The following is a 15,787-nucleotide window of genomic DNA, read 5'->3' as shown; positions in this document are numbered from 1 at the left end:
GGGGGGTCGCCCCCCCCGCCCCCCCCGCCCCCCGGTGGGGGCGGGGCGGGGCGTTTCCAACCCCCCCCCCCCCCCCCCGGGGCCCCCGGGGGGGGGGCGGGGGGGGCCGCCGCGGCGCGGCCCCCCCGCCCCGGTCAGCACACGTTGGGGTGCGCGATGTCCAGGACCAGCCGCTCGGGCGAGTGCAGGACGGTGGTGGAGTAGGCGGGCCTGGTGTCGAAGGCGGCGCCGAAGGTCACGTACCCCTCGTAGTCGCCGGTCAGGGCGATGCCCTTGAGCTTGCTGAGGTAGATCTTCTGAAGGCGCGGGCCCTGGTAGACGTTCTGCCCCGCGTCGTCGTGACCGGCGGCGGGGTTCAGGCGGACTTCCAGGAAGAACTTCCCGGCAAGCGGGACGGGCTTGCCCGAGCCGTCGTAGTACAGCTTCGGCACGGGCGTGACGGTGACCCCGGGGACGTACCCCTGGAGGTCGATGACGAGCCGGTCGTACGTGCAGTGACCGCCCCAGCGGGCGTTGACGACGAGCGGGGTCTGGGTGCGGGCGCCGGCCTGGGCGGCCGAGGCCGGTGCGGCGAGGGCGAGGCCGGCGGTGAGCAGGGCGCCGGTGGCCAGGGCCACGAGCTGTCGGCGGCGCCGCCGAAGGGACGGCAGGCGGTGAGACGGACGTGGGCGCGGATGGTTCGTGACGTCGTTCATGACGTCCCCCGATTCTCCGGAGGCGGGGACTGTGCTGTCACCGCTAAGGACACGAACGGGACGGCGGCGGTTCCCCGGGCCGGGCGTCAGCCGGGGAGCAGCGCGTCCAGCTCCGCGTCGAGGTCGTAGTGCCGGTGCTCCAGGCCGCGCGGGACCAGCTGGGTCAGGCGGCGGCACAGCCCGCGCACGTCCTTGGCGCGGGCGGAGAACACGCAGCTCTTCTCGCCGTTGCTGAAGGCCAGGAAGACCCGCGGCTCGGTGCCCTTCCAGCGCGGCCACACCTGTATGTCCCCCTCGCCGGTGGCGCAGGACTCCCCGTCGAGCAGCAGGTCGCGGGCGAACACCCAGCGCGCCAGGTGGGCGCCTGCGCCCTGGAGGTCCACGGCCACCTCGTACGGCCGGTCGGAACGGTACGTGAAGGCCCCGTGCACCGGGAGGGACACGGGCGAGGCCTCCAGCCGGAGCGGAAGGACGCGCTGTTCGGTGGTGGCCATGGGGCGCCCTTCTCTGTCGGCACGGGGATTTCGCACCCCTTCGCAAACTAGCCCACGGCCCGCCCGCCGCCCCGTGCCGAAGGTCCCGTCCTACAGGGCCGCTGGACCCGACTTCCCGCCGGGCGCCCGGGCCCCGTACGGCCGCGCCCGGGCGCGCGGGACTTCGTACGGGAGGACGGGCCACCGGTCCCGGCGGACGGTGATCAGCACTCGATGACGTTGACCGCCAGGCCGCCGCGGGCCGTTTCCTTGTACTTGACCTTCATGTCCGCGCCCGTCTCCTTCATGGTCTTGATGACCTTGTCGAGGGAGACCTTGTGCGTGCCGTCGCCGCGCATCGCCATCCTGGCCGCCGTGACCGCCTTGACCGCCGCCATGCCGTTGCGCTCGATGCACGGGATCTGCACCAGGCCGCCGACCGGGTCGCAGGTCAGGCCCAGGTTGTGCTCCATGCCGATCTCGGCCGCGTTCTCCACCTGCTCCGGGGTGCCGCCCATGACCTCGGCCAGGGCGCCCGCCGCCATCGAGCAGGCCGAGCCGACCTCGCCCTGGCAGCCGACCTCGGCGCCGGAGATCGAGGCGTTCTCCTTGAACAGCATGCCGATCGCGCCCGCCGCGAGGAGGAAGCGGACCACGCCGTCCTCGTCCGCGCCCGGCACGAAGTTCATGTAGTAGTGCAGGACCGCCGGCAGGACGCCGGCCGCGCCGTTGGTCGGGGCCGTCACGACCCGGCCGCCCGCCGCGTTCTCCTCGTTGACCGCCATCGCGTAGATCGTCGCCCACTCGCTGCGGTGCAGCATCGGGTCGCCCTCGGTGCGCAGCTGGCGCGCGGTGGAGGCGGCGCGGCGCTTGACGCGCAGGCCGCCCGGGAGGATGCCCTCGCGGGACATGCCGCGCGCGACGCAGGACTGCATGACGCGCCAGATCTCCAGGAGGCCCTCGCGGATCTCGTCCTCGGTGCGCCAGGCCTTCTCGTTCTCCAGCATCAGCGACGAGATCGACAGGCCGGTCTCGTTCGCCAGGCGGAGCATCTCGTCGCCGGAGCGGAAGGGGTACTTCAGCACCGTGTCGTCGAGCTTGATCCGGTCCTCGCCGACCGCGTCCTCGTCCACGACGAAGCCGCCGCCGACCGAGTAGTACGTCTTCTCCAGCAGCGGGGTGCCGGCGGTGTCGTACGCGAAGAGGGTCATGCCGTTCGCGTGGTACGGCAGCGAGCGCCGCCGGTGCAGGATCAGCTGGTTCGGCTCGTCGAAGGCGATCTCGTGGGCATCGCCTATCTCCGCGCCGAGCAGCCGCAGCCGCCCCGACTGCCGGATCCGCTCGACCTCCGCGTCGGCCGTCTCCACGTTCACGGTGCGGGGGGACTGCCCCTCCAGGCCCAGGAGCACCGCCTTGGGGGTGCCGTGGCCGTGGCCGGTCGCGCCGAGCGAGCCGAACAGCTCGGCGCGCACGGACGCGGTCTGGGCGAGGACGCCGTCCTTCTTGAGCCGGGTCACGAACATGCGGGCCGCCCGCATGGGGCCGACCGTGTGGGAGGAGGACGGGCCGATGCCGATGGAGAAGAGGTCGAATACGGAGATGGCCACTGGCGGACTCCCTTGTCTGCTCGTGGGGTGGGAGGGGGCAGGAGAAGTGCGATTGGGCGGATTTTGTCCGGCAGACGAGCGTAACGCGTGCACATGAACGATTCGTCTGCCGGACCGGCCCGGGGTGTGGCCGTCAGGCGTGGCCTGTCAGGCATGGGCCGTCAGGCGTGGGCCGGCTCACGCTCCCGTACGGCGTTCTCCGGGGTCGCGGTCCCGGAGGCGTCCAGCACCGGGTCCGGCCCCGGCAGGCCCGCGCGGTGGGCCGCGACGCCCGCCCGTACGGACCGGGCGTACGGGCCCGGCGTCAGGCGGCCAACGGGGCCAGCGCCGCGATCGGGACGGCCGGCGGGGGCAGGGCGGTGACGGTGCCGGGGTCTGGCCACCGCGACCAGTACAGGGCGCCGGCGCGGAGGACGAAGGGCGGCGGGCAGAGGAACCACGCCGCCCGAAGGCGGAACGGGCGGGGCAGGTCGGGCCGCATCCGCCCGGGGCTTTGGTCATGAGAAGGGCCCGGTCCTGTGCACAGGCCAGCACAGGCAGGACCGGGCCCTTCCGGATCACTCCCGGGCGCTTCTAGAGCGACGGGTACAGCGGGAACTTCGCGGCGAGCGCGGAGACGCGCGCCTTCAGGTCCTCGCTGTCGTACGCCGGCTTCAGCGCGGACGCGATGATCTCGGCGACCTCGGTGAAGGCCTCGGCGTCGAAACCGCGCGTGGCCAGGGCCGGGGTGCCGATCCGCAGGCCCGAGGTGACCATCGGCGGCCGCGGGTCGTTCGGGATGGCGTTCCGGTTGACCGTGATGCCGATCTCGTGGAGCCGGTCCTCGGCCTGCTGGCCGTCCAGCTCGGAGTTGCGCAGGTCGACCAGGACCAGGTGGACGTCCGTACCGCCGGAGAGGACGGACACGCCGACCTCGGTGACGTCGGGCTGCACCAGGCGCTCGGCGATGATCTTCGCGCCCTCCAGGGTGCGGACCTGGCGCTCCTTGAAGCCCTCCGAGGCCGCGATCTTGAAGGAGACGGCCTTGGCCGCGATCACGTGCTCCAGCGGGCCGCCCTGCTGGCCCGGGAAGACCGCGGAGTTGATCTTCTTGGCCAGCTCCTGCGTCGACAGGATGACGCCGCCGCGCGGACCGCCCAGGGTCTTGTGCGTGGTGGTGGTCACGACGTGGGCGTGCGGCACCGGGTTCGGGTGCAGACCCGCGGCGACCAGGCCCGCGAAGTGCGCCATGTCGACCATGAGGTACGCGCCGACCTCGTCCGCGATGCGGCGGAAGGCGGCGAAGTCGAGCTGGCGCGGGTAGGCGGACCAGCCCGCGACGATCAGCTGCGGCTTGGACTCCTTGGCGAGGCGCTCGACCTCGGCCATGTCCACGTGGCCGGTCTCGTCGACGTGGTACGGGACCACGTTGTAGAGCTTGCCGGAGAAGTTGATCTTCATGCCGTGGGTCAGGTGACCGCCGTGGGCCAGGTTCAGGCCCATGATCGTGTCGCCCGGCTTGATCAGCGCGAACATCGCGGCGGCGTTCGCCTGCGCACCGGAGTGCGGCTGGACGTTCGCGGCCTCGGCGCCGAACAGCGCCTTGATGCGGTCGATCGCGATCTGCTCGACCACGTCGACGTGCTCGCAGCCGCCGTAGTAGCGGCGGCCCGGGTAGCCCTCGGCGTACTTGTTGGTCAGGACCGAGCCCTGGGCCTCCATGACGGCGACCGGAGCGAAGTTCTCCGACGCGATCATTTCCAGGGTCGACTGCTGGCGTACGAGCTCGGCGTCGACGGCGGCGGCGACGTCCGGGTCGAGCTCGTGGAGCGGGGTGTTCAGCACAGACATCAAGATCCCCTGGGGTGTCAGTTGTCGGAGTGGGTGAGCGCGGCGTACTCCTCGGCGGAGAGCAGGTCGCCCGGCTCCTCCGCGACGCGCACCTTGAACAGCCAGCCGCCCTCGAACGGGGCCGTGTTCACGAGCGCCGGGTCGTCCACGACGTCCTGGTTGGACTCGACGATCTCACCGGTGACGGGGGAGTACAGGTCGCTGACCGACTTGGTCGACTCCAGCTCGCCACAGGTCTCGCCCGCGGTCACCGTGTCGCCCACCTCGGGAAGCTGGGCGTAGACGACGTCACCGAGCGCGTTGGCCGCGAACTCCGTGATGCCGACCGTCGAGACGCCGTCCTCGGCGACCGACAGCCACTCGTGCTCCTTGCTGTAACGCAGCTGCTGGGGGTTGCTCATGGCCTGATTCTCCTGGATGCGGGGGAGTGGGAACGAACAGCGGTCTCGGCTACCGAGACAGGACCGTACGGCTGCCCGTACGGCTGAGGCCTACGACAGGGTTACTTCTGCCGCTTGTAGAACGGCAGGGCCACGACCTCGTACGGCTCATGCGTACCGCGAATGTCGACGCCGACGCCGGAGGTGCCGGGCGCGGCGTGCGCCGCGTCCACGTACGCCATCGCGATCGGCTTGCCCAGCGTCGGGGACGGGGCGCCCGAGGTGACCTCGCCGATGACCTCGCCGCCGGCGACGACCGGGAAACCGGCGCGCGGGACGCGGCGGCCCTCGGCGATCAGGCCGACCAGCTTGCGCGGCGGGTTCGAGGCGGCGCGCTCGGCGGCGGCCTCCAGCGCGGCGCGGCCGACGAAGTCCCCCTCCTTCTCGAACTTCACGACCCGGCCCAGACCCGCGTCGAACGGGGTGAGGGAGGTCGTCAGCTCGTGCCCGTACAGCGGCATGCCCGCCTCCAGGCGCAGTGTGTCGCGGCAGGACAGGCCGGCCGGGACCAGGCCGACGCCCTCGCCGGCCTTCGTCAGGGCCTGCCACAGCTCCACGGCGTGCTCGGGGGAGACGAACAGCTCGAAGCCGTCCTCGCCGGTGTAGCCGGTACGGGCGATCAGCGCGGGCACGCCCGCGACGGTGCCCGGCAGGCCGGCGTAGTACTTCAGCCCGTCCAGGTCGGCGTCGGTCAGGGACTTCAGGATGCCGGGGGACTCCGGGCCCTGGACGGCGAGCAGCGCGTACGCGTCGCGGTCGTCGCGGACCTCGGCGTCGAAGCCGGCGGCGCGCTCGGTGATCGCGTCCAGGACGACCTGGGCGTTGGAGGCGTTGGCGACGACCATGAACTCGGTCTCGCCCAGCCGGTAGACGATCAGGTCGTCGACGATGCCGCCGTCCGCCTGGCAGATGTGCGTGTAGCGGGCGCGGCCGACGCCGACGGTGGAGATGTTGCCGACCAGCGCGTAGTCGAGGACCTTGACGGCCTCCGGGCCGGTCAGGGTGATCTCGCCCATGTGGGACAGGTCGAAGAGACCGGCCCTGGTGCGTACGGCGTTGTGTTCGTCGCGCTCGCTCGCGTACCGCAGCGGCATGTCCCAGCCCGCGAAATCGGTCATGGTCGCACCGAGGGAACGGTGCAGCGCATCGAGGGCGGTCAGACGGGGGGCAGAGCTCATGGGTGTGACTCCCGGGTCCCAGGGCATCGACATGACATGACGAGGACGTTCCTCCCCATCTGTCATCGGAACCTGAGAGGTTCGCCGAGAGTTCCCCCGATCTTCCGATCCGGCGGGATTCCCGACTTGCACCTTGGGTGGAGCGCGCACCCCGGCCTCACGGGCGGCGGCACGGCTCGCTTTTCAGATCTGCCTCATCCACGCGGTACGGGGCCTGAGAGATTCAAGGGAGGTTCTTGCTCCTTCGGCGCCCGCGCACGGCCTTGCGGCGTGCCGGGACTCTCCCGCGCGGATTCAAGCGGCCGGTATGCAGTTGGTCCAGATGGCGCACATCATTGCACGCCGTGCGCGTGATCGGGCGGGCGGGCCCGAAAGACCACGGCGTTCGCGGAGGTCCGGACCGGAACCGGCGATCCCGGATCACCGTCTCTTTACACTCAGTGGGCAAGGGTCCTTGCGACCCGATTCGGGGGAGGCGATCACTGTGCGGAGATTCGGAGTAGTGGCGACGACGACGGGAACCGTGGACGCGGTGCCGGAGCAGCGCGGCCCGCGCGTCCGCCGGGCGGCGGACGCGGCGGGCCCCGGCGCCGTACGGGACCTGCGCGGCCCGGCGGTGCGCGGGCCCCAGCGGCTCGGCTTCGCGGCCGGGGACATCGTCGTCGTGTCCGGGCTGCCCGGCGGCGGCAAGAGCACGCTGATCAAGCGGGCGGCCGCCGAGGGCGGGTCCGTCGACTCCCAGGACACCCGCGAGCGCTGGGAGCGCCGGATGCCGGCGTTCCTCCCGTACGGCGCCTACCGGCCGCTGGTCCGCGCCGCCCACTACTGGGGGCTGTGGCGCGTCCTGCGCTCCGGCGCCTCGGTGGTCGTCCACGACTGCGGCACCCAGAGCTGGGTGCGCGGCCTGCTCGCGGCGGCCGCCCGCCGCCGGGGCCGCGAGCTGCACCTGCTGTTCCTGGACAGCAGCCCCGAGGAGGCCCTCTCGGGGCAGGCGGCGCGCGGACGGCGCGTGTCGGCCTACGCCTTCTCCCGGCACCGGGGCGCGGTGGCGCGCCTGCTGCGCGACGCGGAGGCCGGCCACCCGCCGGCGGGCTGCGCCTCGGTGACGCTCCTGGACCGCCGCTCGGCCGCGGCGGTGACGCGGATCGCGTTCCACGGCTGAGCCGGGCCCCGGACCCCCGCTGCCCGGGGCGGGACGCCGGGACCCCGCGCGGCCCGGGCCCCGGCAGCGGATAGCCTCGGCACCGGACGCGGTGGGACCACACGGAGGCAGGGGAACATGCAGGGCAGCGGCTGGCCGGAGAACGAACTGGAGCAGGTGCTCGGAGCGGCGCTGGGGCAGCCCGACGCGGGGGCGCGGATCCTCGAGGTGCTCGGGCGCAGCCGGGTGTGGGTGCCGCTGCCCGCCAGCGGGGCCCCCGACGCGGCGAGCCTGTCCCTGCCGACCATGGACATCGCCGGGGCGGCCTACGTCCCCGTCTACAGCTCCGAGGCGCAGTTCCGCTACTGCGCCGGCCCCGCCATGGACTTCGCCGTCGCCCCCGCCGTCGAGTTCGCCCGCGGCCTGCCCCCGCAGCTCGGCATCGCCGTGAACCCCGAGGGCGCCGTCGGCGTACCCCTGCCCCCGCCCGCCGTCGCGGAGCTGTGCCGCATCGGACGCAGCCCCCTCGACGGACCCGCGTCCGGCGGCCGCGTCCGGCTGTTCGAGCCCGACTGGCAGGACGACCCGGTGGACTTCCTGGCCGCCGCCACGGAGGAGTTCCGGGCGACCGGCGCGGTCACCGCCGCGTACCGCTGCCTCGCCAGCGTCGAGGGCGGGGAGCCGCAGCTGTTCATCGGCGTCCGGCTGGCGGGATGGGACCCCGGGACGCAGAACGCCCCGATGGAGGCCCTCGGCCGGGCCCTGACCCGCGTCCCGCCTCCGTGGCCGGTGCAGTTGATCCTCCTGGACGCCGCCGAGGACCCGGTCACGGACTGGATTCGTGAGCGCGTACGCCCCTTCTACCTCCCGTAGGGCCGCTTAAGGTGGTCACACTTGCGGCCGCACGCGCGGCCCGGGTACGCGTGGACGACGGGCGGACGAAGAGGGGTACCGGGTGAGTGCGTCAGGCACGGCCGCGGCCGGGCAGGTCGAGCACATGCTGCGCCAGGTGACTCCCGGGCGCTATGAGAGCTACGAGTCACTGCTGCACGCCCTCGCCGAGGGCCGGCTGTGGATGCTGCTGTGGCAGGGGCAGCCGGGGTCCCCGGACGCCCAGTACGGCGGCATGGAGGTGGAGGGCCTCGGCTACGCGCCGTGCGTGACCTCCCCGCAGGAGCTGGCCGCCAGCGGCTGGAACCGGGGCTACGAGGTCGTCACGGGCCGGGACATCGCCCGCGCCCTGTACCCGGACCGCTGGGGGCTGTGGCTCAACCCGCACGCCGCGGGCGGCGGACTCGGCGTGCCCTGGGCGGACCTGCGCCGGATCGCCACGGGCCTGGACCGGATGCCGGCCGGACCGCTGCGGCTGTCGGAGCCCGCCATCGAGCTCCCGCAGTTCTACGGGCTGCTGACCCGGCACGCCCACCGGACGCCCGCCGTCCGGTCGCTGCGCCGCGCGTGGGTGCAGCCCGCGCTGGGGTCGCCGTACCTCGCGGTCGGGCTCGACCTGTACGACGCCTCCGCGCCCGCGCTGGAATCCGTACGGGAGATGATGCGCCAGTCGGTGGGCGTGGTCCCCGAGGGCGTCCCGGTGTGCACCGTCGCGCTGGCCGACGAACACGACCCGGTGGCGATGTGGCTGCGGGCGCAGACCCGGCCGTTCTACGACCGAGAGGGACAGGGCCCCGCGTACTGAGGTCCGGTGCACCGGAGTCCGCCGTACCGACCGCACCCCGGGCACGTCCCGAGAGATCCGCATACTGAGACATCCGTCTCGAAGGCCGCACCGGAATCCGCCGGTGCGGCCTTCCGTATATCCCGTCGAATCCGCCCAAGAAGGCTGCCCTAAGTGGCAGTTGGCCCGGATGTCCGTTCCGCGCCTAACGGGCGGTCTTTCACCGCTGACCAGCCCGCGCGGTTCGGATAACGGAAGGTGTAGGCGCAGATCACGGTTGCGCATCACATCCCCGGCAGGTCTGGCGGGCGGCTCAGACGCCGTTGAAGACTCCCCCCACCGAAGGCCGGTCGATCCAGCAAGCACCAGCTCTTCACGTGCACTTCAGGCGCATTTCGTGCCGATCGCACCATCAGCGACGCCGATAGAACCAAGCCGCCACAGCGGCGGGCATGGGCCGGCCACCGTCGGCCGAGAGGGGTCCCCACCACGATGACGGCACCACTGCACGACACCAGCGCGGCCGGGCCCGCGGCCGTGGCCGCCCCCGACGTCCCGCAGAAGGCGATCGAGGGGCGCTCTCCGTGGAAGATCGCGTGGATCCGCCTCAGGCGTGACAAGGTCGCCCTGGCCGGCGGTGTCGTCGTGCTCCTGCTGATCCTCGTCGCACTCTTCGCGCCGCTGATCGTCAAGCTCCTCGGGCACCCGCCGGAGGAGCTGCACGAGGACATGCTGGACCCGCTGCTCGGTCTGCCGGCCGGCGACTGGGGCGGCATGAGCGGGGACTTCCTGCTGGGCGTCGAGCCGGTCAACGGCCGCGACGTCTTCAGCCGGATCGTCTACGGCGCCAGGATCTCGCTGCTGGTGGCCTTCCTGTCCGCCTTCGTGGCGGTCGGGCTGGGCACCTTCTTCGGCATCATCGCGGGCTACTTCGGCGGCTGGGTCGACGCGGCCATCAGCCGCGTCATGGACCTGCTGCTGGCCTTCCCGCAGCTGCTGTTCATCATCGCGCTGATCTCCGTCATCCCCAGCAAGCTCTGGGGCTTCGAGGGGTCGGGCCTGCGCATCGCCGTGCTGGTGCTGGTCATCGGCTTCTTCGGCTGGCCGTACATCGGCCGCATCGTCCGCGGGCAGACCCTGTCGCTGCGCGAACGGGAGTACGTCGAAGCCGCGCGCAGTCTCGGCGCGGGCCGCATGTACATCCTCTTCCGCGAACTGCTTCCGAACCTGGTGGCGCCCATCACCGTCTACTCGACGCTGATGATCCCCACCAACGTGCTGACCGAGGCGGCCCTCAGCTTCCTCGGAGTCGGCGTCAAGCCGCCCACGCCGTCCTGGGGAGAAACCCTCTCCACGGCCGTGCGGACCTACGAGGACGATCCGCTCTTCATGATCTTCCCCGGTGTGGCGATCTTCATCACCGTGCTGGCCTTCAACCTCTTCGGCGACGGCGTCCGCGACGCCCTCGACCCGAAGGGCTCCCGCTAGCCACCGCAGGGCAAACCAGGAACCGGCTTCGAGCCGTACGTACACCGGAACTACAACGGAGGGTTGCGAGCATCGTGACTACCCATCGCACGTCGAAGCGCAGGCTTGCCACCGGCACGGCCGTCGTGCTCGCGGTCATGCTGACCGCGACCGCCTGTGGCGGCAACGACAAGACGGACGACAAGTCCGCCGGCGGCGCCGGCTTCAACGCGGGCATAGGCAAGATCGCCAACGCGTCGGACAAGAAGGGCGGCGAGCTCAAGTTCGTCGGCACCCAGGAAGCCGACTCGTGGGACCCGCAGCGCGGCTACTACGGCTTCATGTGGGACTTCTCCCGCTACTACGCCCGCCAGCTGGTCAGCTACAAGGCCGCCCCGGGCGACCAGAGCACCGCGCTGGAGCCCGACCTCGCCACCGCCAAGGCCGAGATCAGCGACGGCGGCAAGACCTACAAGTACACCCTCAAGGACAACGTGACCTGGGAGGACGGCACGCCCGTCACCGCCCAGGACGTGAAGTACGGCATCCAGCGCACCTGGGCCCAGGACGTCATCTCCGGCGGCCCGGTCTACCTGATGCAGGTCCTCGACCCGAAGACCGAGTACCCGGGTCCGTACAAGGACACCGCCCCGGACAAGCTCGGCCTCAAGGCGATCGAGACCCCGGACGCGAAGACCATCATCTTCAAGCTCCCCGCGCCCAACGGTGACTTCGAGCAGATGCTGGCCATGCCGGCGGCGAGCCCGGTCAAGCAGGAGAAGGACACCGCGGCCAAGTACGGCCTGAAGCCCTTCTCGAACGGCCCGTACAAGATCGACTCGTACGAGCCCAACAAGAGCATGAAGCTCTCGCGCAACACGAACTACAAGCCCGAGTCGGACACCATCCGCAAGGCGCTCCCGGACTCCATCTCGGTCACGTTCATGGCGAACGCGGACGACATGGACAAGCGTCTGATGAACGGCGAGTTCGACCTCGACATCAACGCGACCGGCATCGGCCAGGCGGCCCGCGCCACCGCGCTGAAGGACCACAAGGGCAACCTGGACAACGGCCAGACCGGCTTCATCCGGTACGCCGTGTTCCCGCAGACCGTCGCGCCGTTCGACAACGTCGAGTGCCGCAAGGCCGTCATCCACGCGGCCGACAAGAAGTCCCTGCAGACCGCCCGCGGCGGCCCGCAGGCCGGTGGCGACATCGCCCCCAACATGCTGCCGCTGGGCATCAAGGGCTCCGACGCCAAGTACGACCCGTACGAGGTCCTGAAGAACGACGGCAAGCCGAACGTCGAGAAGGCCAAGGCCGCCCTCGCCGCCTGCGGCAAGCCGGAAGGCTTCAAGACCACCATCGCGGTCCGCAACAACAAGCCGGTCGAGGTCGCCACGGCCGTCTCCCTGCAGAACGCCCTGAAGCAGGTCGGCATCGAGGCCGACGTCGACCAGTTCGACGGCGCCCAGACCTCCGGCATCATCGGTTCGCCGAAGGTCGTCAAGGAGAAGGGCTACGGCATCATCATCATGGGCTGGGGCGCCGACTTCCCGACCGGTCAGGGCTTCTCCCAGCCGCTGGTCGACGGTCGCTTCATCCTGCAGAGCGGCAACAACAACTTCTCCGAGCTGAACGACCCGGCGATCAACAAGCTGTTCGACGACGCCATCGCCGAGACCAACCCGGACAAGGCCGGCGACATCTACAAGCAGATGAACCAGAAGGTCTCCGAGGCCGCGGTCTACCTGCCCTTCGTCTACGACAAGACGATCACCTGGCGCAGCACCCGGCTGACGAACGCCTACACCTCCGACGCCTACAACGGCCGCTACGACTACGCGTCGCTCGGCGTCGTGAAGTAACCGTCCGTCAGTCCAGTTCCAGTGTTCCAGTGCCACACCCGCTAGGCACGAAGGGCAGGTGATGGCCGCGGTCGCGGCGCGGGGGCGCTCTCCAGAAGAGGGCGCCCCCGGGCAGCGGCCAGGCCGAGCGCAGTGCTTGCATATCTCATCCGGCGGTTCTTCGCCGTCATCGTCATGCTGTTGGTCATCACGCTGGTGACCTTCGGAATCTTCTTCCTCTTCCCGAAGATGATCGGGACGGATCCGGCGCTGTACTTCGTCGGCAAGCAGTCCGACCCCGCCGCCATCGAGGGCATCCGGCAGAAGATGGGTCTCGACGACCCGATCCTCGTCCAGTTCGGCAAGTTCGTCGTCGGGCTGGTGGCGGGTCGCACGTACGCCAACGGCTCCGACGTCACGCACTGCGCCGCGCCCTGCTTCGGATACTCCTTCAAGACCGAGCAGGAGGTCTGGCCGCTGCTGACCGACTGGCTCCCGGTCACCCTCTCGCTCGCCGCCGGCGCCGTCGTGCTCTGGGTCATCGGCGGTGTCGCCACCGGCGTCATCTCCGCCCTCAAGCGCGGTACGGTCCTGGACCGCTCGGCCATGGGCATCGCGCTGGCCGGCGTCTCCCTCCCCATCTACTTCACGGGCATGCTCGCCATCGCCCTCTTCTCCGACCAGCTCGGCTGGTTCGGGCGCCCCGAGGCCACGTTCGCCGACGATCCGGTCAAGTGGTTCAACGGCATGATCCTCCCGTGGGTCTCGCTCGCCTTCCTCTACGCGGCGATGTACGCCCGGCTCACCCGCGCGACGATGCTGGAGGTCCTCAACGAGGACTACATCCGCACCGCTCGCGCCAAGGGGCTGACGGAACCCGTCGTCATCGGGAAGCACGCGATGCGTTCGACGATGACGCCCATCCTGACCGTCCTCGGCCTGGACCTCGGCGCCCTGATGGGCGGCGCGGTGCTGACCGAGTACACGTTCTCGCTGCACGGCCTCGGCTACAGCGCGGTCCGCGCGATCAGCGAGCACGACCTGCCGGTCATCCTGGGCATCACCCTGATCTCCGCCTTCTTCGTCGTCGCGGCGAACCTCATCGTTGACCTCATGTACGCGGTGATCGACCCCCGAGTGAGGCTGTCATGACCGATCTGACCAAGACCGGAGTCCTCAACCAGCCCGTCGGCGGGACGGCGCCCCCCACCGCCTTCCTGGAGGTCCGCGACCTCAAGGTGCACTTCCCGACCGAGGACGGCCTGGTCAAGTCGGTCGACGGGCTCTCCTTCACGCTGGAGAAGGGCAAGACCCTCGGCATCGTGGGCGAGTCCGGCTCCGGCAAGTCGGTCACCTCGCTCGGCATCATGGGCCTGCACCGCGTCGGCCAGTACGGCCGCCAGCGGGCCCGGATCTCCGGCGAGATCTGGCTGAACGGCAAGGAGCTGCTCACCGCCGAGGAGGACGAGGTGCGCAGGCTGCGCGGCCGGGAGATCGCGATGATCTTCCAGGACCCGCTGTCCGCGATGCACCCGTACTTCACCATCGGCAAGCAGATCGCCGAGGCGTACCGCGTCCACAACAAGGTCGACAAGAAGGCCGCCCGCAAGCGCGCCGTCGACCTCCTGGACCGCGTCGGCATCCCCGAGCCGCACAAGCGCGTCGACAGCTACCCGCACGAGTTCTCCGGCGGCATGCGCCAGCGCGCGATGATCGCGATGGCGCTGGTCAACAATCCCGAGCTGCTCATCGCGGACGAGCCGACGACCGCCCTGGACGTCACCGTCCAGGCCCAGATCCTCGACCTGATCCGGGACCTCCAGAAGGAGTTCGGCTCCGCGGTCATCATGATCACGCACGACCTGGGCGTGGTCGCCGAGATGGCCGACGAGCTCCTGGTGATGTACGGCGGCCGCTGCGTCGAGCGGGGCACGGCCGAGAAGGTCTTCTACGAGCCCCGCCACCCCTACACCTGGGGCCTGCTGGGCTCGATGCCGCGCATCGACCGCGAGCAGACCGAGCGCCTCATCCCGGTCAAGGGCTCGCCGCCCAGCCTCATCAACATCCCGAGCGGCTGCGCCTTCAACCCGCGCTGCCCGTACGCCGACGTCCCCGAGGACGACGTGACGCGTACGGTCCGGCCCGAGCTCACGGAGGACGGCACCCGCCACTGGTCCGCCTGCCACATGTCGCACGAGCAGCGGACCCGGATCTGGACCGAAGAGATTGCGCCGAAGCTGTGACCGAGACCCCCGACATGAAGAAGACGGACACGGCCGTCATCCCCAAGCAGGCCACCGGTTCCCCCGAGGTGCTGCTCAAGGTCTCCGGCCTGACCAAGCACTTCCCCATCACCAAGGGGCTGCTGCGGCGCCAGGCCGGGGCCGTCAAGGCCGTGGACGGCATCGACTTCGACGTCCGGCGCGGTGAGACCCTCGGCATCGTCGGCGAGTCCGGCTGCGGCAAGTCCACCATGGGCCGCCTGATCACCCGGCTGCTGGAGCCCACGGGCGGCACCGTCGAGTTCGAGGGCAAGGACATCACGCACCTCGGCGTGGCGGGCATGCGGCCGCTGCGCCGCGACATCCAGATGATCTTCCAGGACCCGTACGGCTCGCTGAACCCCCGGCACACGGTGGGCACCATCGTCAGCGCGCCGTTCAAGCTCCAGAACGTCACGCCCGAGGGCGGGATCAAGCCCGAGGTGCAGCGGCTGCTGTCGCTGGTCGGCCTCAACCCCGAGCACTACAACCGCTACCCGCACGAGTTCTCGGGCGGCCAGCGCCAGCGCATCGGCATCGCCCGGGCCCTGGCGCTCAATCCGAAGCTGGTCGTCGCGGACGAGCCCGTCTCGGCGCTGGACGTGTCCATCCAGGCCCAGGTGGTCAACCTGCTGGACGACCTCCAGCAGGAGCTCGGCCTCACCTACGTGATCATCGCCCACGACCTGTCGGTCATCCGGCACGTGTCGGACCGCATCGCGGTGATGTACCTCGGCAAGATCGTCGAGCTGGCCGACAACAAGGCGCTGTACGGGGCCCCGATGCACCCCTACACCACGGCGCTCATGTCGGCCGTGCCCGTGCCGGACCCGCGCCGGCGCGGCGCCGCGAGCGGCCGCATCCTGCTCAAGGGCGACGTGCCGTCGCCGATCTCGCCGCCGAGCGGGTGCCGCTTCCACACGCGGTGCTGGAAGGCGACGCAGGTCTGCACCACGCAGGAGCCGCCGCTGCTGGAGCTCAAGACGGGACATCAGGTGGCCTGCCACCACCCGGAGAACGCCCCCGACCAGGTGCCGGGCGACCAGCCCCTGCCGGGTGCGGCCGACGCGGTGGCCACGGTTTCGGAGTAGCGGCCGAAAACACGCGCGGGGCCGGAGGACCTCCGGCCCCGCCCGCGTGTGCGGGGCCGCCGCCGAACGGCGGATCCGG

Annotated in this window: 14 protein-coding genes and 1 riboswitch; of the genes, 8 read left to right on the top strand and 6 right to left on the bottom strand. The window is 70.9% G+C overall.

Annotated elements, in window-relative coordinates; translation table 11 throughout:
• Nucleotides 1-134: 134 nt before the first annotated feature.
• The 6 genes from ACFWTC_RS09360 to gcvT form a co-directional block, all read right to left on the bottom strand.
• Nucleotides 135-695, bottom strand: a complete 561-nt coding sequence (locus ACFWTC_RS09360; protein WP_383920364.1) for a hypothetical protein — start codon at nucleotides 693-695, stop codon at nucleotides 135-137.
• Between the two features lie 86 nt (nucleotides 696-781).
• Complete coding sequence (locus ACFWTC_RS09355; protein WP_383920361.1) at nucleotides 782-1,189, bottom strand: SsgA family sporulation/cell division regulator; 408 nt, start codon at nucleotides 1,187-1,189, stop codon at nucleotides 782-784.
• A gap of 203 nt (nucleotides 1,190-1,392) precedes the next feature.
• On the bottom strand, nucleotides 1,393-2,775 hold the full coding sequence (locus ACFWTC_RS09350) for an L-serine ammonia-lyase (RefSeq protein ID WP_383920358.1): 1,383 nt from the start codon (nucleotides 2,773-2,775) through the stop codon (nucleotides 1,393-1,395).
• Between the two features lie 573 nt (nucleotides 2,776-3,348).
• Nucleotides 3,349-4,605 (bottom strand): serine hydroxymethyltransferase, encoded by a 1,257-nt coding sequence (gene glyA / locus ACFWTC_RS09345; RefSeq protein WP_384028927.1) that lies wholly within the window; start codon nucleotides 4,603-4,605, stop codon nucleotides 3,349-3,351.
• A 17-nt stretch (nucleotides 4,606-4,622) separates the two neighbouring features.
• The gene (gene gcvH / locus ACFWTC_RS09340) at nucleotides 4,623-5,006 is read right to left on the bottom strand and encodes a glycine cleavage system protein GcvH (RefSeq protein ID WP_383920350.1); all 384 of its coding nucleotides are present in this window, start codon (nucleotides 5,004-5,006) and stop codon (nucleotides 4,623-4,625) included.
• Between the two features lie 101 nt (nucleotides 5,007-5,107).
• On the bottom strand, nucleotides 5,108-6,223 hold the full coding sequence (gcvT, locus tag ACFWTC_RS09335) for a glycine cleavage system aminomethyltransferase GcvT (RefSeq protein ID WP_383920347.1): 1,116 nt from the start codon (nucleotides 6,221-6,223) through the stop codon (nucleotides 5,108-5,110).
• Between the two features lie 193 nt (nucleotides 6,224-6,416).
• Nucleotides 6,417-6,520: riboswitch (glycine riboswitch) on the bottom strand.
• Nucleotides 6,521-6,701: 181 nt separating this feature from the next.
• Between gcvT and ACFWTC_RS09330 the strand changes: the two genes are divergently transcribed.
• The 8 genes from ACFWTC_RS09330 (at nucleotide 6,702) to ACFWTC_RS09295 (ending at nucleotide 15,708) form a co-directional block, all read left to right on the top strand.
• Nucleotides 6,702-7,385 (top strand): AAA family ATPase, encoded by a 684-nt coding sequence (locus tag ACFWTC_RS09330; RefSeq protein WP_383920446.1) that lies wholly within the window; start codon nucleotides 6,702-6,704, stop codon nucleotides 7,383-7,385.
• 117 nt (nucleotides 7,386-7,502) lie between these two features.
• Nucleotides 7,503-8,237, top strand: coding sequence for an enhanced serine sensitivity protein SseB (locus ACFWTC_RS09325; protein WP_384028929.1), 735 nt, complete (start codon nucleotides 7,503-7,505; stop codon nucleotides 8,235-8,237).
• 82 nt (nucleotides 8,238-8,319) lie between these two features.
• Nucleotides 8,320-9,060, top strand: a complete 741-nt coding sequence (locus tag ACFWTC_RS09320; protein ID WP_383920342.1) for an enhanced serine sensitivity protein SseB C-terminal domain-containing protein — start codon at nucleotides 8,320-8,322, stop codon at nucleotides 9,058-9,060.
• A 471-nt stretch (nucleotides 9,061-9,531) separates the two neighbouring features.
• A complete protein-coding gene (locus tag ACFWTC_RS09315) occupies nucleotides 9,532-10,527 on the top strand; it encodes an ABC transporter permease (protein ID WP_383920339.1) in 996 nt (331 codons plus the stop codon).
• A 74-nt stretch (nucleotides 10,528-10,601) separates the two neighbouring features.
• Nucleotides 10,602-12,377, top strand: a complete 1,776-nt coding sequence (locus ACFWTC_RS09310) for an ABC transporter substrate-binding protein (RefSeq protein WP_383920336.1) — start codon at nucleotides 10,602-10,604, stop codon at nucleotides 12,375-12,377.
• Between the two features lie 132 nt (nucleotides 12,378-12,509).
• Nucleotides 12,510-13,508 carry an ABC transporter permease gene (locus ACFWTC_RS09305; protein ID WP_383920333.1) on the top strand — a complete coding sequence of 333 codons (999 nt, stop codon included), beginning with the start codon at nucleotides 12,510-12,512 and terminating at the stop codon, nucleotides 13,506-13,508.
• On the top strand, nucleotides 13,505-14,599 hold the full coding sequence (locus tag ACFWTC_RS09300; RefSeq protein ID WP_383920330.1) for an ABC transporter ATP-binding protein: 1,095 nt from the start codon (nucleotides 13,505-13,507) through the stop codon (nucleotides 14,597-14,599). The genes ACFWTC_RS09305 and ACFWTC_RS09300 overlap by 4 nt, the downstream gene beginning before the upstream one ends.
• A 14-nt stretch (nucleotides 14,600-14,613) precedes the next feature.
• The gene (locus ACFWTC_RS09295; RefSeq protein WP_383920443.1) at nucleotides 14,614-15,708 is read left to right on the top strand and encodes an ABC transporter ATP-binding protein; all 1,095 of its coding nucleotides are present in this window, start codon (nucleotides 14,614-14,616) and stop codon (nucleotides 15,706-15,708) included.
• The last annotated feature ends 79 nt before the right edge of the window (nucleotides 15,709-15,787 follow it).

Origin of the sequence: Streptomyces sp. NPDC058619 (assembly GCF_042717785.1) — a bacterium.
Taxonomy (GTDB): Bacteria; Actinomycetota; Actinomycetes; order Streptomycetales; family Streptomycetaceae; genus Streptomyces.
This window is presented reverse-complemented; position numbering and strand designations above follow the sequence as displayed.